This window comes from Novosphingobium sp. KCTC 2891 (genome assembly GCF_025938155.1).
Classification (GTDB): Bacteria; Pseudomonadota; Alphaproteobacteria; order Sphingomonadales; family Sphingomonadaceae; genus Novosphingobium.
The window spans coordinates 1-23736 of record NZ_JAPCZG010000004.1; the positions used below are offsets into that span (position 1 = coordinate 1).

The window sequence follows — 23736 nt, forward strand, 5'->3', positions numbered from 1 at the left end:
TACGTTAGGACATGCAAATAACGACTTGGTTACTGCAATCCGGAGCCTAAAGACCCCCGGACGCAGGCGCCGTCGCCCACATGTCCCTTCATCTAAAACCAACAATGTCAAAGAACCACCACAACACCGTCACCGCAGCGACAAATCAAGGCGGACAACCATCATACCCCGCTCTCTCGACCGGGGTATCGGCGTCCGTCTCTATGTGGCGACCAGTAGAACGTCGCGTTTCGCAGCGTCCCGTCCGGTGTCGCCGCATATATGGACCACTCGCCAAACCGTCAAACCCATTTTGCACTTTTGTTGCGGTCATTAAGGAAAATGGCGGAATAACAACGTGTTACACTACACCCCCACCCCGCAAACACCCCCGAATCATCGCAAAACCCGATTCGCGCGGCACTCCGGCGAGTCCCCCGCCGCCTCCATTCGGCTCACCTTGACCCGCGTTCACCGATGGCCTGTCCAACAGGCCTGGCGAGGCATCACATTGCGCTCTCCGCGGCGGCGATGGTGCGGATCGTCCGCACGAAGCTGTCGGGATTGAGCGAAATCGAATCAATCCGCTCGGCCACGAGAAATTCGGCAAAGTCCGGGTAATTGCTCGGCGCCAGCCCGCAGATGCCGATCGGTATCCGTGCAGCGTGGGCCTTGGCGATGGCTTCTGCGATCATGTGCTTCACCGCCGGGTCCCGTTCATCGAACAGCTTGGCGAGCTGCTCGGAATCCCGGTCCACACCCAACACCAGCTGGGTCAGGTCGTTCGATCCGATCGAGAAGCCGTCGAAGCGTTCGGCAAATTCCTCCGCCAGGATCACGTTGGAGGGTATCTCGCACATCATGTAGATCTGCAGAGCCGCCTCTCCGCGCCGCAAGCCGTTCTCCGCCATGGCGGCAATCACCCGGTCCGCTTCGGCCGGCGTCCGGCAGAACGGCACCATGACGATGACATTGGCGAAGCCGATTTCCTCGCGGACCTTTCTGAGCGCGCGGCATTCCAGCGCAAAACCTTCCCGGTAGCGTTCGTCGTAATAGCGAGAGGCTCCCCGGAAACCGAGCATCGGGTTTTCTTCCGACGGCTCGAAGACCGCACCACCGACCAGGTGGGCATATTCGTTGGTCTTGAAGTCGCTGAGCCGGACAATCGCCGGATGGGGGTAATACGGTGCCGCGAGCTTGGCGATGCCGCGCGCCAGCGTGTCGACGAAGTAGTCCGCTGGCGAGGCGTGGCCTTTCGTCAATTCGCCGATCCGGCGCTGGTCCTCCCTGCCGATCCGCTCGGGATGCAGCAACGCCATCGGGTGGGCCTTGATCAGGTTGTTGATGATGAATTCCATGCGGGCGAGGCCCACGCCCTTTGCCGGCAGTCGCCACCACTGGAATGCGGCGGAAGGCTCCGCGATATTCACCATCACCCTGGTCCGGGTGTCCGGCAGGGCGCCAACGTCGATGTCCTCGCATTCGAAGTCGATCAGCCCATCATAGACCACGCCGTTCTCGCCGCTGGCGCAGGACAGGGTGATCGCCTGCCCTTCGTTCAGCAGAGATGTCGCCTTTTTCGTGCCGATCACAGCCGGAACGCCCAGTTCGCGGCTGACGATGGCGGCATGGCTGGTGTTCCCGCCGTGATCGGTGATGATGCCGGCCGCCCGCTTCATCATCGGCACCCAGTCCGGATCGGTGTTTGCCGTGACCAGTATCGCTCCATCGGGAAATCTGGCGATGTCGGCCACATCCCGGATCACGCAGGCCTTGCCCGCCGCGATCGCGCTGCCCACCGCCGCCCCCGTCAGGATGGGCGTGGACCTGGTTTTCATGCTGTAGCGCAGGAACGAGGACCGGCTCAGCCCGGACTGCACGGTTTCGGGCCGCGCCTGCACCAGATAGAGCAGCCCTGTCTCGCCGTCCTTCGCCCATTCCAGGTCCATCGGGCGGCCGTAATGCTTTTCCACCGCCGCAGCCCACCGGCCCAATTCGATGATCTCGTCATCATTCAGGACGAATGCGCCGCGCGCTGCCGGGGTGGTCCTGACGATCCGCGTACGCTTGGCCCCGCTTCTGGCATAGAGCATCTTGATGGCCTTCGCGCCGCAGGTCTTCTCGATGATCGGGCGCGCGCCGGGCTGTTCGAGCAGGGGCTTGAACACGACATATTTGTCCGGATCGACCGAGCCTTGCACCACAGGTTCGCCCAGCCCCCAGGCGGCGCTGATCGTGGCGACATGCGGAAAGCCGGATTCCGTGTCGATGGTGAAGATCACGCCAGATCCGGCCAGGTCGGCGCGCACCATCTGCTGGACGCCGATCGACAATGCGACCGCGAAATGGTCGAAGCCCTTGGCCTCGCGGTAGCTGATCGCACGGTCGGTATAGAGCGAGGCGAAGCAGCGCAGACAGGCATCGAGCAATGCCCGGTGCCCGCGGATGTTGAGAAAGGTCTCCTGCTGGCCGGCAAAGCTTGCATCGGGCAAATCTTCCGCCGTGGCGCTGCTGCGCACGGCAACCGCCAGTTCCTTCACGCCCAGGCGGGCTGCCAGATCATCATAGGCCGCGCGAATTTCACCGGTGAGCGCATCGGGAAAGCGGCTGCCGAGAATCAGCGCGCGGATGTGGCTGCCCGTTTCCGACAGGCTCGCCTCTGCGGCATGATAGCGCCGGATCTGCTCGCGCATGGCTGGCTCGATACCGCTCTCGGCCAGGAAAACGCGAAAGGCTTCGGCGGTTGTCGCAAAGCCGGTCGGAACGCGTACGCCGCTCCTGCCCAATTCGCGCACCATTTCCCCGAGCGACGCATTCTTGCCGCCCACGAGGGGAACGTCGGCAATGCCGATGTCCTCGAACCATAGAACGAAGCGATGCGCCATGACCGGGTTTCCTTCTGATGGGCCATGCGATCGCATAGGGCCGGTGGACCGCCGTCAATTCCAGCGCTCCCGATCCTGCACGGCATGAGCCCATGAGGCCTCTCGATCGAGATAACGCGCCGCAATTCCGGAAATGACAAGCAGGACTTGTCTTGGCCGATGCCGTCCGCGGGGCCGCCGGATCAGGCTGTCCCGTGGATGATCGCGGCTTGGTCCCGCCCCTCCCCTCGGCACCTTCGCCGTCACGGCTTTCCTCATCGTCCGGCGTTCGGACTGGCCGACTGCCAGATGAATTGCTTGCCCTGCAAAAGAGGCAGATAGTCCTTCATCGGAGTCATTCGGGAAGGAACTGGTATGCAGATCGCAAACGGTACTCTGGTAATGGTCGTCGACGGCGCAAAGCTTCTGCTTTTCAAGAACGACGGCAACGCCAAACTCCCTGCCCTTTCGACATTGGCGCATGAGAAGATAGACAATCCCGCCACCCGCGATCAGGGCTCGGACACGCCCGGCCGGTCATTCTCCAGCGTGGGCAACGGGCGCAGCAGCCTGGGCGAGACGGATTGGCACCAGCAGAACGAGGATCGTTTCGCCGCACATGCCGCAGACACCCTGGATCGCGCCGCGACCGGCGGCGACGGCATCATCGTCATCGCGCCGCCCCGGACGCTGGGCGAACTGCGCAAGCGATATGGCGCCAAAACCACCAAGCAGCTTCTGGCCGAAATTCCCAAGGATCTCGCCGGCCATGTGACCGACGACATCGTCAAGGCGATCACCGCTTACGAGCCATGACGGCACCGCCACGCGGCCGGCGCCAAAGACGTCGACGGTGAACAAGCCGGCCGCGGGGGAAGCGCTGTTTGGTGCCTTGATGCGCGCTGGGCCTTCTGCCCGGCGAACGCATTCCTGCGGGTGCCGGGACGATGCGGCGGGCGGCGGGCGGTGGGCGGTGAGGCTGCGTAGCGAACCCCGACTAGCCGATCAGGGGCATCAAGCCACTTGCCGCCTCGTGCGGCGGCCGCTGAAATGCAGGAAGACCACGCTGCTGACCAGGGCGGCGAAGAAGCACCAGACAGAAGCAAACCACATCGCGTAGATGAGGTAGGACGCAACCATCGAGGCGGCGATCAATACCCCCAGCATCCTTGCCGTCTTGAGGCTTGATAGCAGCGGCGAAAGGCACGTGGCCGCAGCATAGAACGCGAAGGCGATGTTCTCATGGGGATGGGGCAGGTGATATCGTATGTGAAGCCCCTCGATCGTCGCGGAGACAGGTTCGGACAGAAGGATCACCAGGAAGAACATGCTGGTCGCCGCGCCCGCGGCCATGCCCCAGGCGATGCGCCTGCGATGCCGTGCAGACGGCTCGATCAGCCAGATCGCCAGAGGCACGAAGAAGGGCCACAAGACGTGGGAGAACAGCAGGTAGGTCATGGCCAGCCTGTCGCTCGTCGGGGGCTGGCCAGGCAACCCCAGCCACAGGCACCCTTCGACAAGTTGCTGCACGCCGAAGATGCCGGGGATCGCCGCCAAAGGAACTTCCTGCGGCTCGCGCGTGCGGAGCATGGTGACGGCCCCGATCGCAATCAGCGCAATCCCGGACGTGAAACTTGCTGTCGCCGAAAAGCAGATGACCCTCACTCCAGAGGGAGGCGTCCCCACCGGATATACGGTCGGGCAAACCCCCGGCACTCGGGAACGAACGCCTCCGCAGCCAAGCACCTTCTTTCAGAGTTCGGCCGACGGCGCAAACTATGGCGCCCGGCATCCCGGTGGGCCGGCGCTCGCCAGCGCCTGGCCGCTTGACGCCCATGAATACTGAGCAGACGCTTGCCCGCGTGAGGTCCTACCAGCGCAAGGTTACGCGAGATGACGCCCAGCACACCGATCAGCGCGGACCATCTTGCCGGCATCGAGCCGGTGGTCGATTTTCTGTCCGACCCTGCGGCCTATCCCGAGCGGCCCGGCTTCGTCCGGGTAACCGAAACCCATATGTCGTTTGTCTTCATCGCCGGGGACTGGGTCTACAAGATCAAGAAGCCGGTCCGGCTGGGGATGATCGACTTCACCACGCTGGCCGCGCGGCGCCGGAATTGCGAAAGGGAACTCACGCTCAACCGGCGCCTTGCCCCCGGCGTCTACCGCGAAGTCATGCCGATCGTGCGCCGGCCTGATGGCGACCTTGCCTTGGCGGGCGAAGGCGAGGTGATCGAATGGGCCGTGGTCATGCGCCGATTGGACGACGACCGGCTGCTGGATCACATGCTGGCACAGGGCACCGTGCATCCTGCCGACATTGCCCGGCTGGGCAAGGTGCTGGCGGATTTCTACGCGGGCGCACCGCGGATCAACATGGCGCCCGAACAGCTGATCGCAAAGTGGCGCGGCGGCGTCGACATGGTGGAAAGGTCACTGACCGATCCCGCCTTCGGGCTTCCATCCACGTCCGTATCGCCGCCGATCCAGTCCCTGCGCGATGTCCTGGACCATGATCCCGGCCTGTTGACGGAGCGTGCGGCGCGGGGCCGCATCGTCGAAGGACACGGAGACCTCAGGCCCGAACACGTCTTTCTCGGCTCGCAGACATTGCTGATCGACTGCCTCGAATTCGATGAGCAATTGCGCTGGCTGGACCCGTTCGACGAAGCGTCCCTGCTTGGCATGGAATGCGGGCGGCTGGGGGCGGACTGGATCGGCCCTCAACTCGTCGAGTGTCTCTCCCAGCGCCTGCAAGACCAACCCCCGCCCCGGCTCCTGCGCTTCTATCGCTGCTACCGTGCATCCCTGCGCGCCAGCCTTTCGATCGAGCATCTGCGCGATCCCCGCCCCCGCACGCCCGAAAAATGGCCGCGGCAGGCCCGCGAATATCTGGCAATCGCGCTGGCTGCGATGCCGTGACGTGCCTCAATCGTAAACGATGAGATCGCTGACCGCATCGCCGCGGTCGATGCACGAGATGATGTCGCCCAGCAGGCCGCTGGCGCTGACGATCGCGATCATGGCCCGCGCGTGTGCAGGCAGGTCGGCGGCCAGCGGGATGCTGTCCGTCACCAGCAAGCGGTCCGGGCCATCGGGACCGAACAGCGGGCTGTCGGCTGGAAACATGCCATGGGCCGCTGCCGCGATCACACGGCTGGCACCGGCCTCGCGACTGGCCTTGGCGGCGCGCACGATCGTCGTGCCGCTGGCGATCAGGTCATCGAAGATGATGGCCGTCCGGCCCCGCAGGTCGCCGGCGAACAGGTTTCCCGAAACCACCCCCATGCTGCGATGCTTGTCCATGATCGCCTTGCCGACCGGGCGGTTCAGCCTCTTCTCCAGTTCGTGGCGCAGCAGTTCCGCGCGCTTGTTGGCTCCCGCATCGGGGGAAACGACGGCGACCTCGGCCCCCGTCAGCTCTCCCGCCAGAAAATCGGCGAACAATCCGGCGCTTGGGACATGCTCCGGGCGGCACAGCCGGAATGCATTCTCGAAGGCGCTGACATTGTGGACCTCCAGCGTCACCATCCGGTCCGTGCCCACCGCCTCGAACAGGGTTGCCACATAGCGGGAGTTGACGGGATCCCGCGGCTTGGTGCGCCGGTCCTTGCGGCTATAGGCAAGGTACGGAACGATCGCCGTCACGCGCCCCGCGCCTGCATCCTTCAGCGAATTGAAGAAAAAGAGCAGCCGGACAAGCTTGTCGTTTGCCGAATTGCCCGGTTCGGCGTGCAAGCTGTGAAGGACATAGACGTCGCGCCCGCCCACCTCGTCCAGCGTGCGCACCTTGTGCTCGCCGCCATCGAACTCCCGCTCTTCGATGCGGCCCAGCGCGCATCCAAGATGGCCCGCAACGGCTTCGCCCAGCGCGCGACTTGCTTCGAGTGTGAAGAGCAACATGTCCTGACGCCTTTTCATCGATCGTCCCGCACGCATACCAACCCCGGCCCGGCGAAGCCATGACGCGGCGGACGATCGGGCAATGAGGAGAGTGCATGAGCGCCGGATCGACAAACCCGCGAGCGATTTCCCGACCAGCGCGACCTGATCGTCGCGGCCTTCGTTTCAGCCTTTGGCCCTCAGCCAATGGCCACGCCCCCCGATCCGCGACAGCGCGTTCAGGAAAATGCAGCCAAGTCTTGAAGAAGGTGGTGCCGCTTAGGTGATTCGAACACCTGACCCCATCATTACGAATGATGTGCTCTACCGACTGAGCTAAAGCGGCGCGCCTTGAAGGCAGGGGCGCGCTTTAGCCACGGTGGCCGGTGGAGGCAACCCTTTTTCCCGGTCTGCGGCGGATCATCGGCGCGAGGGTCCGTCCGCGCTCCAGCCTGCGGGCATTACCTAGCCTCGCATCAACGCGAAACTCGCCATGATCACGCTAATGCGAGCGTGTCGCAGAACGCGGGAGCCGCAGTCGATGAAAAACCTCAAGATTGGCCACAAGTTCACGGTTATCGCGCTGCTCGTCGCGGGCCTGCTTGCGGTGCTCGCGCTGTCCGCGCTCTGGCAGATCAGGTCGATCGGCGCGCAGGCGCGGATGATGAGCGGCGATACCGTGCCGATGGTGCTCCACGGCACCAGGATCGATTCCGCCAGCGCCGGCTATGCCGCCGCGGCGCAGGCCTACGTCCTTTCCACGGACGCCGTCGAAAAGGCCCGCCTGCGCGACGCGCTGGCGGCGCATCGGGCGCGGATCGATGCCAGCCTCAAGGATCTCGATGCCATCGGCCTGCTCGGCGACGAGCCGCGCCTGATCGGCGGCTTCCGCGACAAGTGGCAGCGCTTCCTTGCCATCTCCGCCGAGGCGCGCAGCCGCGCGGACCGGGGCGACGGGACCGCCGCCTTCCACGTGCTCGCCAGCAACCGCGCGCTGGTCGAGGCGATGAGCCGCGATATCGAGGCCTTCAGCACCTATCAGGGCACGCAGGCGGAAATCGCGCAGCGCGAGACCGACCGGATCGAGGGGACGGCGCTGACGTTCACCGCGCTGTTCGCCCTGTTCGCGCTGGCGGGGCTGGCGGCCGGCATGCGCACGCTGACCCAGCTGGTCGCGCGGCCGCTGTCGCGGGTCACGCAGGCGATCGGCGCGATTGCCGCCGGCCGATTGGAGACCGACATCCCGGTGGAACCGCGCGAGGACGAGATCGGCGACCTGGCGCTGGCCACCGCCACCCTGCGCGACCAGCTCAAGGCGGCCGAGATCGAGAAGCAGGCGCAGCTCGCCCTCGTGGTATCGAGCATCGGCGCCGCGCTGGGCCGCCTGTCGCAAGGCGATCTCACCGCGCGCATCGCCGGCGATCTGGCCGGCCCGTTCGCCGGAATCGCCGCCGATTTCAACGCCGCCGTGGCCAACCTCCAGTCGGCGGTCGAAGCAGTGGCGGGCAGCGCCGACGGCATTCACACCGGCTCGTCCGAAATCCGCGCCGCCTCCGACGATCTCGCCAGCCGCACGCAGCAGCAGGCCGCCGCGCTGGAAAAGACCAGCACCGCCATGGGCGAGGTAACCGGCATGGTCCAGCACACCGCGCATTCCGCCGGCGAAGTCACCCGTTCCATCGCCGAGGCCCACGCCGAAGCGGCCAAGGGCGGCGAAGTGGTGGGCCGCGCCATCGCGGCGATGGACGCCATCGAACGATCCTCGCAGGAAGTCGGGCAGATCGTCGCCGTCATCGACGGCATCGCGTTCCAGACCAACCTGCTCGCGCTCAATGCGGGGGTAGAAGCGGCGCGTGCCGGAGACGCGGGCAAGGGGTTCGCGGTCGTTGCCACCGAAGTGCGCGCGCTGGCCCAGCGTTCGGCCGATGCCGCGCGCGACATCAAGACGCTGATCACCGCCAGCTCGCAGCAAGTGGTCCAAGGCGTGGGCCTGGTCACCGAAACCGGCAGCGTGCTCGACGGCATTGTCGGCCGGGTCGGCGCGATCAGCACGCTGGTCGGCGAAATCGCCGCATCGGCCGAGGTTCAGGCCGGGCGGCTCACCGAAGTCAACGGAGCGGTGGGTGAAATGGACCGGATGACCCAGCAGAACGCCGCCATGGTGGAGCAGAGCACCGCCGCGGCGCGCGGACTGGCCGGAGAGGCGGACGAGCTCGCCGCGCTGGTTCGGCGCTTCCACGTGGGCGCCCAGCCGGCAGGCCGCGGCGCGGCTGCCCATCCGGCCGTGCGTCCGGTCGCCCCCCCGGTGGTCGCGCCGCTCCGCGTGGTGACGCCTGCCCCGCCCAGCACCCCTGCGCCGCGCAGCAACCCTGCCCCGCGCAGCAACCCTGTCCCGCGCAGCAACCTAGCCCCGCGCGCAGACGCCGAGGACTGGAGCGAGTTCTGACCCGCCCCGGCCTCGCCCCGGCCCTGCGCGGACTTACCAGCTTCCGGTGTTTTCCATGCTCGCCCATGGCTCTTGCGGCGCGAGCGGACCGCCCGCCTGCAACAACTCGACCGAGATCCCGTCGGGCGATTTGACAAACGCCATGTAGCCATCGCGCGGCGGGCGGTGCACGGTCAGCCCGGCATCGAGCACGCGCTGGCAGGTCGCATAGACATCGCTCACCTCGAAGGCGAGGTGCCCGAAATTACGCCCAACGGTATAGGCTTCGCCGGTGCCCCCTTCGGGCGGCCAGTTGTAGGTCAGCTCGACTTCGGCCACGCCTTCCTGTCCCGGCGCGGCAAGGAAGATCAGTGTGAAGCGCCCCGCGGCGCTTTCCTGCCGGCGCACTTCCTCCAACCCGATCAGGTTGAAGAATTCGATCGTGGCATGGGGGTCGGTCACCCGGATCATGGTATGGAGATACTTGGTCACGCGCAGGCTCCATCGCGGTCGTTCAAAAACGGTTCATCGACACCAAAGCACATTTCGCCGCAACGGCAGCAGGAAGAGCCGCACAGGGAGTCGAGCCGGTGGACGACACAGATAAAGACAACCTTCCCGAAACCCAAACCCTTAGCCAGCAGGCGCGTGCATCGCGCTGGCGCCCGGCGATGGTCGCGGCGGCGGTCCTGGCCGGGGGAATGGTGCTGGGCGGCTATGTCATGGGCGATGGCCTGCGCCGCGCGCGCGAGGCAGACCGCGCGGTCACCGTGCGCGGCCTGGCCGAGCGCGAAGTCACCGCCGACCTTGCCACCTGGACCATCGCCTATTCGGCGACCGCGCCCGATCTGGCCGGAGCGCAGGCGACCGTCGATCGCAACAGCGAGCAGATCCGCGCCTTCTTCTCCGGGCTGGGCTTTCCGGCAGACGCCCTGCAACCCACCGGGGTCAACGTCCAGACCATCACCGAGGACGGCGTCACGCGCTTCACCGTGCGCCAGCGCATGACGCTGCGCACCGGCGACATCGCCCGCGCGCAGGATGCGGTGCGCCGCCAGTTCGATCTCGTGCGGCGCGGGGTGATGCTGGAGGAAGGCTCGGGCATGGCCTACACTTTCACCCGGCTCAACGCGATCAAGCCGCCGATGGTGGCAGAGGCGACCCGCGATGCCCGCCGCTCCGCCGAACAGTTCGCCAAGGACAGCGGCACGGGGGTGGGCGGCATCCGCAGCGCGACCCAGGGCTATTTCGAGGTAACCGCGCGCGACGGCGATGGCGGCGGCGGCTGGGGCGTGTCCGATACGCCCTACAAGAAGGTGCGCGTGGTCACGACGATCGAGTTCTACTTGCGCTGAAGGCCCACGCCGGTTTCCCGGCGCAGGCCCCCGCGTCAACCGGCGGAGACAGGCTCCGCCGGTATCAGGTCAAACGATCAGAACGTCGCGGTCAGCGAAACCACGGCGACGTCCTTGGCCGCACGATAGGTTTCGAACGGCGAGGTGACCGGCTTGCGCGCGGCGTCACCCTTGCCGACGTTGGTGCCCACCCACGAAACGTCGAGCGTCAGGTTCTTGTAGGTCGCGCCGACACCGACCGAGTAGTCGAGATACTGCTTGGACCAGTCGAACGAACCGCCGGTGTGGCCCAGGTGCGAATGGACGGTCAGCGGCGTGTTGGGGATCGCGCCCGACAGCTCGCCATAGACGTAGGTGTTGCTGTGGGTGGGATAGACGCGCAGGTTCTTCTGCGCGGGGGCGAAGTTCACGCCGGCCTTGGCGTTGACCGGGCCGACTGCGCCCGAAAGCGAGCCATAGACCTCGTAATAGTTGCCGGCCGTGGCACCCGGATAGAGGTAGCCATAGACGCCGACGTCGGCGTTGATGCCGCTGTTGCCCAGTGCGTGGACAAAGCCGCCATAGACGTCGATTTCAGTGCCGCCGATGTTGACCGCGCTGTTGCCGGCGGTCGCGCTCGAACCCCAGGTCGAAACATAGAAGCCGGAGCTGTGCGACAGCGTGATGGCGCCCTGCACGACCGGCTTCTGGTCGGACTGCGAGATGCCGCGGAAACGATACTGGCTCACGATCGCGGCCGAGCCGGTGATCTTGAAGTCGCTCGGCGGATCGGTTTCGTCGGCGAACGCAGGGGTCGCCACGGCGAAGCTCGAAAGAGCGAGTACGCTGGAGGCCACGAGGGCCTTGATGGACGTGCGCATGGGAAATCCTTTTGATTGTTCTTGACGCGTCGTCCCACCTGCACAGCACCTGCGGCCCTCATTGTCCCCCCGTTCGCGGGGTGGGGCGCGCTTGGCGCTGCCCTGTTTGGGTGCATCGGGATGTTGCAGCGCACAAGTGAATTGTAACCGAATATTGCTGCTTTGATGCGGAATGTGGCATTTTCGCACCACGTAATCGCAGCCGGGTTGTGCAGCGCCGCACAATCGCCATATGCTGCGCGTGACACACCACGGACCATGCTGAAAAAGCTTCGTACCCTCATCGCCGGCCGCCCCGCCGAAGCCGCTCCGGCCGCCACGATTCCCGCGGGCCAGCGGGTCTATGCGGTGGGGGACATCCACGGGCGGCTCGATCTGTTCCAGATGCTGATCGAACGGATCGAGGCCGATGACGCGGCGCGCGGGCCGGCGGATACCACGGTGATTCTCCTGGGCGACCTCGTCGATCGCGGCCCCGACAGCGCCGGGGTGCTGCGCACCGCGCGGCAGTGGGCGGCGACCCGGCAGGTGCGCACGCTCGCGGGCAACCACGAGGAAATGTTTCTCGGCAGCTTCGAGCGCGACGACACGCTCCGGCATTTCCTCCGCCACGGCGGGCGCGAAACCCTGCTCAGCTTTCCCATCGACTACGACACCTACAGCCGCACCACGATCGAGGAACTGCGCGCGCTGATGCCGCGCTTCGTCCCGGCGGAAGACGTCGCCTTCATGCGCGCGATGGAAGACCAGATCCGTATCGGCGACTATCTGTTCGTCCACGCCGGGATCCGCCCCGGCGTGCCGCTGGAGGAACAGCAGGTTTCGGACCTGCGCTGGATTCGCCGCGAATTCATCCAGGATCGCAGCCCGCGCGATTTCGTCGTCGTCCATGGCCACACCATCACCGACGAGCCGGAAATGATGCCGCTGCGCATCGGCGTCGATACCGGCGCCTACGCCAGCGGCCGCCTGACCGCGATCGCGCTCGAAGGCCGCGATCGCTGGCTGCTGGTGGCCACCGGCGAAGCGTCCGACACCGACGCCTGAAAGCGGACGGCTCGGCCATCCGAATTGCTTTCGCCGGATAGCCATATCATCCGATATACGGCTTCGCCTTTTCGCACCTGCGAGAACTTTAATCCGAGCGTTGCAGAGCCGCCACACCTCCGGTGAAGAGGCTGTATATTAGGTGTTTTTTGGAAAATTCCAAAAGCATCGGCCATGCCTATCGTTCGTTTGTTGCGCCGCTTGTTAACGCGCTGCGACATCCCGCCTCCCGCTGTCATTTTGGTGTCATTTGAGACCGGTTTTGAGCGGACGCGGGTCCGGCTAACGGTCGTCCCCGTCCCGTGCGCCGCGTCGCACACGGGTTAACAACACGAAATTGCCGGCCCTTCCCGGAACCGGCACATGAACGGGGTTCATCGATGCAACGCAGCTTCCTTCTCGCCGCGAGCGCGCTCGCGATCGGCGTGTCCGGCGCGCAGACCGCCTTCGCCCAGTCGACTGGCACGGTCGACTTCGAGCAGCCGATCATCGTCACCGGCACCGCAGTGCGCAGCGTGGCCGGCGTCGAGACGCCCGATACGCCGAAGGCACGCCAGGTGCTCGACCAGTCGGTGATCTCGCGCCAGACGCCCGGCCAGACGATCAACGACATCATCAACCTGATCCCCGGCGTCAGCTTCCAGAACAACGACCCGTTCGGCTCGGCCGGCGGCAAGCTGTTCATCCGCGGCTTCGACAACAGCCGCATCTCGCAGACCTTCGACGGCCTGCCTCTCAATGACACGGGCAACTACGCGCTCTATTCCAACCAGCAGCTCGATCCCGAACTCATCGAGCAGGTGAACGTCAACCTCGGCACCACCGACGTCGATTCGCCCACCGCGTCGGCTTCGGGTTCGACGGTGAACTACCGCACCCGCAATCCGCTCGAACAGTTCGGCGCGCGCATCGTCGGCTCCGTCGGCGATTTCGATTTCCAGCGCATCTTCGCGGAAGTCGATACCGGCGTGCTCACGGCCTCGGGCCTGCGCGCGTTCATCTCCGCATCGAGCGCGACCAACGACACGATCTACGGCGGCATCGGCAAGATCGACAAGAAGCAGATCAACGCCAAGATCTACCAGCCGCTGGGCGACAATGGGGACTTCATCTCGGTCGCGGGCCACTACAACGAAAACCGCAACAACTTCTTCGGCTCGGTGCCGCTGTGGGATCGCAACTACGGCGCGCGCGTGGTCAGCGGCGGCTCGGCCAACCGCTTCCCGCTGACCGGCGACGAGCGGTTCTACACCGTCCCCAGCTGCTACATCGCGCCGGGCATCCGCGGAGTGGCCGATGCGGCCTCCGGCTGCGGCTCGGATTTCGAGTTCCGCTACAACCCGTCCAACACGGGCAACATCCGCGTCAACTCGCGCTTCACGCTGGCCGATGGCCTGGTCCTGACCGTGGACCCCAGCTTCCAGTACACCAAGGCCAACGGCGGCGGCACGGTCGTCGGCAGCGAAGGCACCGCCAAGATCAACGGCGTGTCGGGCCTGACCGGCTTCATGAACGGCAACTACTACTTCGGCCATGACCTGAACAACGACGGCGACTCGCTCGATCTGGTCCGCCTGCTCGCCCCCAGCCAGACGCAGACCTATCGCCTCGGCGTCATCACCTCGCTGCGCTATGACATCGATGCGAACAACACCGTCCGCGTTGCCTATACCTATGACCGGGGCCGCCACCGCCAGACCGGCGAGGTGGGCTACATCCGCGCCGACGGCTTCGCGGCCGACGTTTTCCCGGTCAACGACCCGCTGGTCGATGCCGCCGGCAACGTGCTGCAGAAGCGCGACCGCCTGTCCTACGCGATCCTTCACCAGATCTCGGGCGAATATCGCGGCCAGTTCATGAACGATGCGCTCACGATCACGGCAGGCCTGCGCGCACCGTTCTTCAAGCGCAACCTGACCAACTACTGCTTCGCCACCAATGCCGGCGGCGGGCTGGCCTGCCCCGCAACCGATGCCGCCTCCACGGCCTTCGCGGCGGCGAACCCGACCGCCGCCACGCCGCAGCAGCGCGTCTTCAACTACAACCGCGTGCTGCCGAACGTCGGCTTCACCTACAAGCTGGCGCCCGAAACCAGCGTCTTCGCGAACTACTCGCGCGGGTTGCAGGTGCCCGGCACGGACAACCTCTACAACTCGTTCTTCTTCACCACCGGCACCGATGCCGCCAAGCCGCAGCCGGAAACCACCGACAACTTCGACGTCGGCCTGCGGATGCGCTCGGGCAAGGTCATGGCGCAGGTCTCGGCCTGGTACACCATCTACCAGAACCGCCTTGCCCAGGCCTATGATCGTGACCTTTCGGCCTCGATCTACCGCAACCTCGGCCGAGTCGACAAATACGGGTTCGATGGCTCGATCGCGTGGGCGCCGGTGAAGGAAGTGTCGCTCTATGTCTTCGGGTCCTACCTCCACTCGAAGATCAGGGACAACGTCGACGCGGGCGTGAGCTGCGCGCAGTCCAACGTCGACTACGGCACGCTCGGGTGCACGTCGGTCGGGCAGGTCGCCTACTACCAGACCGCCGGCAAGCGTGAATCGGCCGCACCGGTCTATACTTTCGGTGGCCGCGCCGAAGGGACGCTCGGTCCCGTTTCGCTCGGCATCCAGGCCAAGCGCACCGGCCCGCGCTACGTCAATGACCAGAACCTGCCGTTCTACGTGACCGCCGCGGGTGCCCCGCTGCAGATCTTCGGCGCCAAGGCCCCGGCCTATACGCTCGTCGATCTCGACGCCAAGCTCAGCCTTGCGCCGCTCGGCCTGGGCGACCGCACCTACCTGCAGTTGAACGTCACCAACCTGTTCGACGAACGCTATGTCGGCGGTTTCGACGGGACGTTCATCAGCCAGACCGGCAGCGCGACCAGCCCGATCACTTATGGCCAGATCGGCGCACCGCGTACCTTCATCGGCACGATCAGCTTCGGCTTCTGATCCCTGCGCCCCGACGGGGGCGCAGGCCACAGGGGGGCGCGGACGGCACAGCCGTTCCGCGCCCTTCGCGTTTGGAAGCGGCGTGGCGGTGACGTGCACCGCTCCTGGTCCAACCATCCCCGTGAGGGGGAGCCGGAGCGAACCTCAAATCTTTCCCGTCATTGTGCGCCGCCGCACACTGCTCGCGGCAATTATGCGCGACAACCGGACCCTGGCGGACCGGCGTACCCGCCGTGGGGGCTGCCATCCGGTGGCCCCCACCTTTCCCCGGTTTGGCGCCGATCCTCAGCGATAGACGCAGGAGTCGTAATCGCCGCGCACGACGTTCACCCGGCGCGCGATGGCGTTGCCGTGGCGCAGGGTGAAGCCGCTGGCACCGGTCACCGCGCGCACCTTGGGCTGGGGAAATGCCGCCGCGATCCGCGCGGCTTCCACCCGGCTCAGGCTGCGCGCCGGCTTGTTGTAATACCGCTGCGCCCCCGCTTCGACGCCGTAGGTGCCGATCCCCGTCTCGGCGACGTTGAGATAGACTTCCATGATTCGCCGCTTGCCCCAGATCTGCTCGATCAGAACGGTGAACCAGGCTTCCAGCCCCTTGCGAAAATAACCGCCGCCCTGCCACAGGAACACGTTCTTCGCGGTCTGCTGGCTGATCGTCGATCCGCCCCGGATACGCCCGCCCTGCATATTGCGCTCGAAAGCCTTCTTCATCGCATCGGTATCGAAGCCCGAATGCGAACAGAACCGGCCATCCTCGCCCGCGATGGCGGCATCGACCATGTTGCGGTCGATCGCATCGAGCGAGGTCCAGTCCTTCGTGACGGGATTGGGGTCCATCGCCATGGTCAGCGTGTAGGGCACCGGCACAAACTTGTAGAGCAGCGTCAGCCCCACCGAGACGGCCAGGAAGATCACGATGCCCCGGCATATCCACCAGCCCAGGCGATAGGCGAATCCATGCGAACGGGCGGGGCGGGAGGGCTTCAAAGCGTCGATCATCGCGCCCGGTAATACCGCAGACGCCAGCCCGATCAATCGGGGCGGATGCGCGGCTTGTCCGAAACGGCGCAAGCGCCTAGTCCGGGCGCATGACCACCGCCCCTTCCCCCCGCCGCGCCTGGCGCCTCTTCGCGCTGGCTTCGGCAACCTTGCTGTTCCTGCTCGTGCTGCCGGCCGCCGACGACGGCTTCAACCTGCCGGTGGTGATTTCGCAGATCGTGCTGTGGGCCGGGGTCAGCCTGATCTGCGGGCTGGGCCTGCACTGGTATCTCAAGAGCTGAAACGCGAAACGGCCGGGCTTTCGCCCGGCCGCTCGGTTCAATCGGGGCTGACGCCACGGTCAACCGGCGGGCAGCAACCTGCGCTCGCCGGCGATCTGCTTCATCGCCTTCTGCAGCTTTTCAAAGGCGCGCACCTCGATCTGGCGCACCCGCTCGCGGCTGACGTTGTAGACCTGGCTCAATTCCTCAAGCGTCTTCGGCTCATCGACCAGACGGCGGTCGGTGAGAATGTGGCGCTCGCGATCGTTCAGGCCTTCCATCGCCTCCACCAGCAGTTCGTGCCGCACCTGCGCCTCTTCGGCGTCGGCCACGGTTTCGTCCTGCAACGGGCGATCATCGGTCAGCCAGTCCTGCCAAGAACCCTCGCCGTCCTCGCGCATCGGCACGTTCAGACTGGCGTCGCCGCCCATCATCATGCGCCGGTTCATGTTGACCACTTCCTGCTCGGGCACGCCGAGGTCGGTCGCGATCTTGCGCACGTCATCCGGATGAAGGTCGGTGTCCTCGAACGCCTCGAGATTCTTCTTCATGCGGCGCAGGTTGAAGAACAGCTTCTTCTGCGCGGCGGTGGTGCCCATCTTCACCAGGCTCCACGAGCGCAGGATGAACTCCTGGATCGAGGCCTTGATCCACCACATCGCATACGTCGCGAGTCGGAAGCCCCGGTCGGGCTCGAATTTCTTCACGCCCTGCATCAGGCCGATGTTGCCTTCACTGATCAGCTCGGACACGGGCAGGCCATAGCCGCGATAGCCCATGGCGATCTTGGCCACGAGACGAAGATGGCTGGTCACCAGTTGCGCAGCCGCCTGCGGATCCCCATGTTCCTGATATCGCTTGGCAAGCATATATTCCTGCTCGCCCGTCAGAAGCGGGAACTTGCGGATTTCGGCAAGATAGCGGTTGAGGCTGGCTTCCCCGTTGAGCGCAGGAACGCTCGCCACTTTCTTCTGTTCGCTCACCTGAACACATCCTTTCGTCGCGTCGGTTCCCGAGTGCGCCAACCCCTAGTGGGCATCGGGCGGCGGGACCACACATGGAATCTACTCGGCTTCAAACCTTATACCTGAACACTACAGTTTGGTCATGATCGCTGCGCCCTCTTCGGGAGCGCACAGTTCGACGATGAGTTCCCGCATATCGACGGGCGTCGGGCTGGTGAAATGAACCGGCTGGCTGCTGATCGGGTGGAGAAAGCCCAGCTCCGCCGCATGAAGCGCCTGCCGGCAGAAGCCGAGGCGTTGCAAAATCGGGCGAATGCGTGAGGGAGGCCGTCCATAGACTGGATCCCCCAATAGCGCATGACCGATTGACGCAAGGTGAACGCGCACCTGGTGGGTTCGCCCCGTCTCCAGCCTGCATTCGATCAGCGCCGCCCCATCCAGGCCGGCCAAGGTGCGGTAGTGCGTCACCGCGTGCTTGCCCCGCCCGTCCGCCACGAGCGCCATCTTCTTGCGATCGTGGCTGGAGCGGGCGATCGCGCCGCGAATCGTCCCCACGGGCGGGATGGGCTGGCCGGCGGTCACCGCCTTGTAGGCGCGGGTGATCGAATGGTCTGCGAACTGCTTCGCCAGCCCCTCGTGCGCGGCGTCGGTCTTGGCGACGACCAGCAGGCCCGAGGTATCCTTGTCGATCCGGTGGACGATCCCCGGCCGCGCCACGCCGCCGATGCCCGAAAGCTGCCCGCGGCAATGGTGCAGCAGCGCGTTGACCAGCGTTCCATCGAGGTTGCCCGCCGCCGGATGCACCACCATGCCGGCGGGCTTATCGATCACGATCAGGTCCGCGTCCTCGTAGACGACCACCAGCGGAATGTCCTGTGCCACCGCTTCTGCCGGCGCGGCCTCCGGCACGTGGATGACAAAGGGCGTGTCTTGCGCGGGCTTCATCGAGGCCTGGCGCACCACGGCCCCGGCCAGTTCCACCCGGCCTTCGTCCATCAGCGCCTTGACCCGCTCCCGCGAAAGGCCAGAGGCATCGGCCAGCGCGCGGTCGAGCCGCTGCCCGCCGACAGAAATACAACCGGAAATGACGTTGCCCGACCCACCCATGGCCAAGGCATATGGGAAGTGGCGAGATAGGCAACAAGATGTCCTGCAGGGTGAATACGCTGCACCGGACTGCCCTGCGCTTTCCCGCAGCCCGGAGATTCGCCGCCTCGAATAAAGACCGCACCCAACTTCTTTATGGGGGCTGGGCCGCCTATACCCTCCCGGAAGCGAACATTCGGGGACGAATCAGTGGCGGGCATTGCGTGGACGATGGCTCGTGATGCTCATCACCTGGCGGACGTCCAAGTTACTGCGGAGGCGCCGTGCAGATCTCGCTGACCGTCGACGTCCGTGCCGCGATGCTCGCTGCCGCGAAGGCCGCGCACCCGCAAGAAGCCTGCGGCCTGCTGCTGGGCCGGGGCAACCACATCGAAAGCGTCCATCAGGCAGCCAATGTCGCGCCCGATCCTGCGAGGCATTTCGAGATTGATCCGGCCGTGCTGATCGCCGCGCACCGCGCCGCGCGCGCGGGCGGGCAGCAGGTGCTCGGCTATTTCCACTCGCATCCCAATGGCCTGGCCCGCCCCTCCGCCACCGATGCCGCCTCGGCGGCGGGCGACGGGCGCATCTGGGCCATCGTCGCGATGGGAGACGTTACCTTCTGGCAAGATGCGCCATCAGGGTTCGAACCGCTTTCCTACGGGCTCGCGCGGGGTTAAGGCTCGACAAACGATGACCGGAACCCGTCTGGAACGATTGCTGCCCCGGCTCCCCGCAAGTCCCCTTGCGGACGCCGCCGGTTTTCTTCCCAGGACAGTGTCAACCGTGTCAAATACCCCGCCGGAAGGACGCCAGGCCCACACATGACCGCCGTTTCGCTCGACCTCGCCAGCCTGCTCTGCTCGCGGCTGTGCCATGACCTGCTGAGCCCGGTGGGCGCGCTTTCCAACGGCCTTGAACTCCTCGCCGAGGAGAAGGACCCGGCGATGCGCCAGAAGTGCTTCGAACTGCTCGAACAGAGCGCGAAGATCTCGGCTGACAAGCTTCGCTTCTTCCGTCTCGCCTTCGGGGCGGCGGGCGGCTTCGGAGACATGGTGCCGCTGGCCGAGGCCCGCAGCCTTGTCGACGCGCTGGTGGGCAACAATGGCCGCATCGCGGTGAACTGGGTGCTGGGCGGCGACAGCCTGCCCAAGCCGGCGGTGAAGACGCTGCTCAACCTCTCGCTGATCGCGATCGACGCGCTGGTGCGCGGCGGCACGCTGGACATCGGCGCGGAAGCGCATGAGGGCGGCAGCGAGATCGTGGTGCGCGCCAGCGGCCAGCGCATCGCGTTCGACCCGGCGATCGGGCAGGCGCTGGACGGCACGCTGCCCGGCAGCGAACTGTCGAGCCGCACCGCCCCCGCAGCGATGATCCAGCAGCTTGCGGCCAGTCTTGGCGGCGGCGTGCAGGTCCACGTCGCGGCCGATGCGCTGGTGATGGGCGCGGTGCTTCCGGCCGCCTGACCGATGAACCGCTGGCTCGTCCACCGGGAGATCGCTTCCCCCAACTGGAACGAGCGCAAGCGGCCCGTGTCGATGGCGGTGCTGCACTACACCGGGATGCAGACCGCCGGCGAAGCGCTGGAACGGATGTGCGATCCCGCCGCCGAAGTCAGCGCGCATTACATGATCGACGAGGACGGCACGGTCACCCGACTCGTGCCCGAGGACAAGCGCGCGTGGCACGCAGGGCGCTCCTATTGGCGCGGCGAGACCGACATCAACTCCGCCTCTGTGGGGATCGAGCTGGTCAATCCGGGCCACGATTGGGGCTATCGCCCCTTCCCCGATGCACAGATGGAAGCGCTGGTTCCGCTGCTGGCGGACATCGTGAAGCGCCACGGCATTCCGCGCGCCAACGTGGTGGGCCATTCGGACATCGCCCCCGCGCGCAAGACCGATCCGGGCGAATTGTTCGACTGGGACCTGCTCGCGCGATACCGCCTTGCGCTGGCCCGCCCCAAGCTGAAGATGAGGCTGCTGTTCGACAACGATGGTGCCTTCTTCCTGGCGCTCGAACGCTTCGGCTATGACATCTCGGACCGTGCCGCCGCAATCCGCGCCTTCGAACGCCGGTGGCGCCCACACCGCATCACCGGAGAGATCGACGGCCAGATCGGCGCGCTCCTGTTCGAACTCCTGTTGGAGCGCGACCTGGGCCATGCTAGGTAAGCGGCGCGCCAGGGGACCGGGCAGCCGCGTCATCTTCACGATGCCGAGGAAAGTCCGGGCTCCACGAAACAAGGGTGGCGGGTAACGCCCGCCGGTCTCCGCGCAAGCGGGGATTAGGGAAAGTGCCACAGAGAGCAGACCGCTAACCCCGCAAGGGGCAGCAAGGGTGAAAGGGTGCGGTAAGAGCGCACCGCGCGACCGGTAACGGAAGCGGCATGGCAAACCCCACTCGGAGCAAGATCGAATAGGGGCTGCGCGCCGAGCGATCGGCAGGCTGGTTTTGGGCCAGCAGCCCGGGTTGATTGCTAGAGCGGCACGGCAACGTGTCGCCAAGAGGAATGGCTGCCCCTGCCGATACGGTCCACCCGTGGGATACCGTCGGCAGGACAGAACCCGGCTTACAGGTCCCCTGGCGTTTCAAAAGATTTCCCCTTTCGGTCCAACCGGGTAGGGAGGCGCCATGTCGGGCGCTCACCACCATCATCACCACGGCCATGATCACGGTCACGGCCAGGGCCACCATCATGGACATGGGCATTCCCATGCCCCGGCGGACTTCGGCCGTGCCTTCGCGGTCGGCATCGTCCTCAACACCGGATTTGTCCTGGTCGAGGCGGGCTATGGCATCATCGCCGGATCGATGGCGTTGGTGGCGGACGCCGGGCACAACCTGTCCGACGTGCTCGGCCTCGTCATCGCCTGGGCCGCCGCCGTGCTGGCCGCGCGCCCGCCCTCGGCGCGGTTCACCTATGGCTTCAAGTCCAGTTCGATCCTGGCGGCGCTGGGCAATGCCGCGCTGTTGCTGGTTGCACTGGGCGCCATCACGGTCGAAACGCTGCGCCGGCTGGCCGATCCGCAGCCTGTCGCCGCCGGTCCGGTCATGGCCGTCGCGGCGGTCGGCATCCTGATCAACACCGCCACCGCGCTGATGTTCATGCGCGGACGCCATCACGACATCAACGTGCGCGGCGCCTACCTGCACATGATGGCCGACGCGGCGGTTTCGGCGGGCGTGGTCGTCGCCGGGCTGCTGATCCAGCAAACCGGTGCCCAGTGGATCGATCCGGTAACCAGCCTCATCATCGTCGGCGTGATCGCGCGCGGCACCTGGGGACTGCTCAAGGACGCGCTCAAGATGGGCCTCCACGCCGTGCCCCCCGGCATCGATGAAAACGCCGTCCGCACGTTCCTGTCGGCACAGCCCGGCGTCGCGGCGGTGCACGATCTCCACATCTGGCCGATGAGCACCACGGAGACCGCGCTGACCGCCCATCTCGTGATCCCGACTGGCCATCCCGGCGACGGCTTCCTGCACCATCTGGCGCACGAGCTGGAGGACGACTTCGGCATCGGCCACGCCACGATCCAGATCGAGATCGCGCCCGACCAGCACACGTGTGCGCTGGAAAGCGAAGCGGTGGTCTGACCACGCGCGCCACGGTGACTCGCGCGGGATCATGCGACTCCGGGTCATGAAAAAAGCCCCGCCGGACCGGCGGGGCTTTTTCGTTTCCGGGCTATGCCTGGGGTGTCAGGCGATCAGGCCGCCTGTTCCTTGCCCTTCAGCACGCGGACCGGTTCCTTGCGGCCATCGACCACGTCCTTGTCGACCACGACTTCGGCGATGTCGGTCTCAGTCGGCACGTCGAACATGGTGTCGAGCAGCAGGCTCTCGACGATCGAGCGCAGGCCGCGCGCCCCGGTCTTGCGTTCGATGGCCTTCCTGGCGATCGCTTCCAGCGCGTCGTCGGTGAAGGTCAGCGCCACGTCTTCCAGCTCGAACAGCTTGGCATACTGCTTGACCAGCGCGTTCTTGGGTTCGCGCAGGATCTTGACCAGCGCCTCGATGTCGAGGTCTTCAAGCGTGGCGATCACCGGCAGACGGCCGACGAATTCGGGAATCAGCCCGAACTTGAGCAGGTCTTCCGGCTCGGCCTTCTGGAGCAGTTCGCCCACCTTGCGCTTGTCGGGATCGGCAACGTGCGCGCCGAAGCCGATCGAGCGCTTCTGCAGGCGGTCGGCAATGATCTTCTCAAGGCCGGCGAACGCGCCGCCGCAGATGAACAGGATGTTGGTGGTGTCCACCTGCAGGAATTCCTGCTGCGGATGCTTGCGGCCACCCTGCGGCGGGACGGAGGCGGTGGTGCCTTCCATCAGCTTGAGCAGGGCCTGCTGCACGCCTTCGCCCGACACGTCACGCGTGATCGAGGGGTTCTCCGCCTTGCGGCTGATCTTGTCGATCTCGTCGATGTAGACGATGCCGTGCTGCGCCTTCTCGACGTTGTAGTCGGAAGCCTGAAGCAGCTTGAGGATGATGTTCTCGACATCCTCGCCGACGTAGCCCGCTTCGGTCAACGTCGTGGCGTCGGCCATGGTGAAGGGCACGTCGAACGTCTTGGCCAGCGTCTGCGCGAGCAGCGTCTTGCCCGAACCGGTGGGGCCGACAAGCAGGATGTTCGACTTCGACAGTTCGACTTCGCCGCCCTTGCCGCTGTGCTTCAGCCGCTTGTAGTGATTGTGCACGGCCACCGAAAGCACGCGCTTGGCGCGGTCCTGGCCGATCACGTAATCGTTCAGCGTCTCGAAGATATCACGCGGGGTGGGGACGCCGCCGTCCTTCTTGCCGGCAATGCCCGCCTTCGTTTCCTCGCGGATGATGTCATTGCACAGCTCGACGCATTCATCGCAGATGAACACGGTCGGCCCGGCAATCAGCTTACGCACCTCATGCTGCGACTTACCGCAGAAGCTGCAGTAGAGGGTGCTCTTGGTATCCGATCCGGAAAGCTTGGTCATTCTTGTATCCCAGACGCCTCTCCTGGAGAGGCGGGCCCGATTATCCTACTACCGCAAGGGCATTAATCAACCGGACACAAAAACTGAAAGAAT

General features: G+C 65.6%; 20 protein-coding genes, 1 tRNA gene and 1 other RNA gene. 12 read left to right on the forward strand and 10 right to left on the reverse strand.

Annotated elements, in window-relative coordinates; all coding sequences use genetic code 11:
• Positions 1–485 precede the first annotated feature (485 nt).
• A complete protein-coding gene (gene ppsA, locus OLX02_RS08915; protein ID WP_264422088.1) occupies positions 486–2864 on the reverse strand; it encodes a phosphoenolpyruvate synthase in 2379 nt (792 codons plus the stop codon).
• A 354-nt stretch (positions 2865–3218) separates the two neighbouring features.
• Between ppsA and OLX02_RS08920 the strand changes: the two genes are divergently transcribed.
• Positions 3219–3659, forward strand: a complete 441-nt coding sequence (locus tag OLX02_RS08920) for a host attachment family protein (protein WP_264422090.1) — start codon at positions 3219–3221, stop codon at positions 3657–3659.
• Between the two features lie 198 nt (positions 3660–3857).
• On the opposite strand, the gene OLX02_RS08925 is transcribed toward OLX02_RS08920, so the two are convergent.
• On the reverse strand, positions 3858–4589 hold the full coding sequence (locus OLX02_RS08925) for a DUF6629 family protein (RefSeq protein WP_319641236.1): 732 nt from the start codon (positions 4587–4589) through the stop codon (positions 3858–3860).
• 147 nt (positions 4590–4736) lie between these two features.
• Here OLX02_RS08925 and OLX02_RS08930 point away from each other — a divergent pair, with 147 nt between their 5' ends.
• A complete protein-coding gene (locus OLX02_RS08930; RefSeq protein WP_264422094.1) occupies positions 4737–5765 on the forward strand; it encodes a hypothetical protein in 1029 nt (342 codons plus the stop codon).
• 6 nt (positions 5766–5771) lie between these two features.
• On the opposite strand, the gene OLX02_RS08935 is transcribed toward OLX02_RS08930, so the two are convergent.
• Positions 5772–6860, reverse strand: coding sequence for a ribose-phosphate diphosphokinase (locus tag OLX02_RS08935; protein ID WP_264422095.1), 1089 nt, complete (start codon positions 6858–6860; stop codon positions 5772–5774).
• A gap of 135 nt (positions 6861–6995) precedes the next feature.
• Positions 6996–7071, reverse strand: a tRNA-Thr gene (locus OLX02_RS08940).
• A gap of 195 nt (positions 7072–7266) precedes the next feature.
• On the opposite strand from OLX02_RS08940, the gene OLX02_RS08945 reads away from it, so the two are divergent.
• Positions 7267–9171, forward strand: a complete 1905-nt coding sequence (locus OLX02_RS08945; RefSeq protein ID WP_264422096.1) for a methyl-accepting chemotaxis protein — start codon at positions 7267–7269, stop codon at positions 9169–9171.
• Between the two features lie 33 nt (positions 9172–9204).
• Here the strand turns inward: OLX02_RS08945 and OLX02_RS08950 are convergent, their stop codons facing one another.
• Positions 9205–9642, reverse strand: a complete 438-nt coding sequence (locus OLX02_RS08950) for a VOC family protein (RefSeq protein ID WP_264422097.1) — start codon at positions 9640–9642, stop codon at positions 9205–9207.
• A 179-nt stretch (positions 9643–9821) separates the two neighbouring features.
• Here OLX02_RS08950 and OLX02_RS08955 point away from each other — a divergent pair, with 179 nt between their 5' ends.
• Complete coding sequence (locus OLX02_RS08955) at positions 9822–10505, forward strand: SIMPL domain-containing protein (RefSeq protein WP_264422742.1); 684 nt, start codon at positions 9822–9824, stop codon at positions 10503–10505.
• A 77-nt stretch (positions 10506–10582) separates the two neighbouring features.
• Here the strand turns inward: OLX02_RS08955 and OLX02_RS08960 are convergent, their stop codons facing one another.
• Positions 10583–11365, reverse strand: a complete 783-nt coding sequence (locus tag OLX02_RS08960; protein WP_264422098.1) for a TorF family putative porin — start codon at positions 11363–11365, stop codon at positions 10583–10585.
• 258 nt (positions 11366–11623) lie between these two features.
• On the opposite strand from OLX02_RS08960, the gene OLX02_RS08965 reads away from it, so the two are divergent.
• The gene (locus tag OLX02_RS08965) at positions 11624–12412 is read left to right on the forward strand and encodes a metallophosphoesterase family protein (RefSeq protein WP_264422099.1); all 789 of its coding nucleotides are present in this window, start codon (positions 11624–11626) and stop codon (positions 12410–12412) included.
• Between the two features lie 380 nt (positions 12413–12792).
• Positions 12793–15363 carry a TonB-dependent receptor gene (locus OLX02_RS08970; protein WP_264422100.1) on the forward strand — a complete coding sequence of 857 codons (2571 nt, stop codon included), beginning with the start codon at positions 12793–12795 and terminating at the stop codon, positions 15361–15363.
• A 285-nt stretch (positions 15364–15648) separates the two neighbouring features.
• Here the strand turns inward: OLX02_RS08970 and mtgA are convergent, their stop codons facing one another.
• A complete protein-coding gene (gene mtgA / locus OLX02_RS08975) occupies positions 15649–16362 on the reverse strand; it encodes a monofunctional biosynthetic peptidoglycan transglycosylase (protein ID WP_264422102.1) in 714 nt (237 codons plus the stop codon).
• Between the two features lie 89 nt (positions 16363–16451).
• Here mtgA and OLX02_RS08980 point away from each other — a divergent pair, with 89 nt between their 5' ends.
• Complete coding sequence (locus tag OLX02_RS08980; RefSeq protein ID WP_264422104.1) at positions 16452–16643, forward strand: hypothetical protein; 192 nt, start codon at positions 16452–16454, stop codon at positions 16641–16643.
• A 59-nt stretch (positions 16644–16702) separates the two neighbouring features.
• On the opposite strand, the gene rpoH is transcribed toward OLX02_RS08980, so the two are convergent.
• Positions 16703–17605 carry an RNA polymerase sigma factor RpoH gene (gene rpoH, locus OLX02_RS08985; protein WP_264422106.1) on the reverse strand — a complete coding sequence of 301 codons (903 nt, stop codon included), beginning with the start codon at positions 17603–17605 and terminating at the stop codon, positions 16703–16705.
• Between the two features lie 111 nt (positions 17606–17716).
• Entirely contained in the window at positions 17717–18694 is a 978-nt protein-coding gene (locus tag OLX02_RS08990) for an RluA family pseudouridine synthase (RefSeq protein WP_264422107.1), read from the reverse strand.
• 263 nt (positions 18695–18957) lie between these two features.
• On the opposite strand from OLX02_RS08990, the gene OLX02_RS08995 reads away from it, so the two are divergent.
• From OLX02_RS08995 to OLX02_RS09015, 5 genes are all read left to right on the forward strand, one after another.
• Positions 18958–19353: a M67 family metallopeptidase gene (locus OLX02_RS08995; protein ID WP_264422109.1), complete on the forward strand. Its 396-nt coding sequence runs from the start codon at positions 18958–18960 to the stop codon at positions 19351–19353.
• Between the two features lie 144 nt (positions 19354–19497).
• A complete protein-coding gene (locus tag OLX02_RS09000) occupies positions 19498–20139 on the forward strand; it encodes a histidine phosphotransferase family protein (RefSeq protein WP_264422111.1) in 642 nt (213 codons plus the stop codon).
• 3 nt (positions 20140–20142) lie between these two features.
• A complete protein-coding gene (locus tag OLX02_RS09005) occupies positions 20143–20847 on the forward strand; it encodes an N-acetylmuramoyl-L-alanine amidase (RefSeq protein ID WP_264422113.1) in 705 nt (234 codons plus the stop codon).
• An 8-nt stretch (positions 20848–20855) separates the two neighbouring features.
• An RNA gene (gene rnpB / locus OLX02_RS09010) (RNase P RNA component class A) lies at positions 20856–21264 on the forward strand.
• Positions 21265–21307: 43 nt separating this feature from the next.
• On the forward strand, positions 21308–22273 hold the full coding sequence (locus OLX02_RS09015) for a cation diffusion facilitator family transporter (RefSeq protein ID WP_264422114.1): 966 nt from the start codon (positions 21308–21310) through the stop codon (positions 22271–22273).
• A 113-nt stretch (positions 22274–22386) separates the two neighbouring features.
• Here the strand turns inward: OLX02_RS09015 and clpX are convergent, their stop codons facing one another.
• Positions 22387–23643, reverse strand: coding sequence for an ATP-dependent Clp protease ATP-binding subunit ClpX (gene clpX, locus OLX02_RS09020; RefSeq protein WP_264422116.1), 1257 nt, complete (start codon positions 23641–23643; stop codon positions 22387–22389).
• Positions 23644–23736 lie beyond the last annotated feature (93 nt).

Excerpts from the sequence above, each read along its gene's own strand:
- ppsA (WP_264422088.1), bottom strand. The coding sequence starts at position 2,864 with ATGGCGCATCGCTTCGTTCTATGGTTCGAGGACATCGGCATTGCCGAC.
- OLX02_RS08920 (WP_264422090.1), top strand. The coding sequence starts at position 3,219 with ATGCAGATCGCAAACGGTACTCTGGTAATGGTCGTCGACGGCGCAAAG.
- OLX02_RS08930 (WP_264422094.1), top strand. The coding sequence starts at position 4,737 with ATGACGCCCAGCACACCGATCAGCGCGGACCATCTTGCCGGCATCGAG.
- OLX02_RS08945 (WP_264422096.1), top strand. The coding sequence starts at position 7,267 with ATGAAAAACCTCAAGATTGGCCACAAGTTCACGGTTATCGCGCTGCTC.
- OLX02_RS08955 (WP_264422742.1), top strand. The coding sequence starts at position 9,822 with ATGGTCGCGGCGGCGGTCCTGGCCGGGGGAATGGTGCTGGGCGGCTAT.
- OLX02_RS08960 (WP_264422098.1), bottom strand. The coding sequence starts at position 11,365 with ATGCGCACGTCCATCAAGGCCCTCGTGGCCTCCAGCGTACTCGCTCTT.
- OLX02_RS08965 (WP_264422099.1), top strand. The coding sequence starts at position 11,624 with ATGCTGAAAAAGCTTCGTACCCTCATCGCCGGCCGCCCCGCCGAAGCC.
- OLX02_RS08970 (WP_264422100.1), top strand. The coding sequence starts at position 12,793 with ATGCAACGCAGCTTCCTTCTCGCCGCGAGCGCGCTCGCGATCGGCGTG.
- mtgA (WP_264422102.1), bottom strand. The coding sequence starts at position 16,362 with ATGATCGACGCTTTGAAGCCCTCCCGCCCCGCCCGTTCGCATGGATTC.
- OLX02_RS08980 (WP_264422104.1), top strand. The coding sequence starts at position 16,452 with ATGACCACCGCCCCTTCCCCCCGCCGCGCCTGGCGCCTCTTCGCGCTG.
- OLX02_RS08990 (WP_264422107.1), bottom strand. The coding sequence starts at position 18,694 with ATGGGTGGGTCGGGCAACGTCATTTCCGGTTGTATTTCTGTCGGCGGG.
- OLX02_RS09000 (WP_264422111.1), top strand. The coding sequence starts at position 19,498 with ATGACCGCCGTTTCGCTCGACCTCGCCAGCCTGCTCTGCTCGCGGCTG.
- OLX02_RS09005 (WP_264422113.1), top strand. The coding sequence starts at position 20,143 with ATGAACCGCTGGCTCGTCCACCGGGAGATCGCTTCCCCCAACTGGAAC.
- OLX02_RS09015 (WP_264422114.1), top strand. The coding sequence starts at position 21,308 with ATGTCGGGCGCTCACCACCATCATCACCACGGCCATGATCACGGTCAC.
- clpX (WP_264422116.1), bottom strand. The coding sequence starts at position 23,643 with ATGACCAAGCTTTCCGGATCGGATACCAAGAGCACCCTCTACTGCAGC.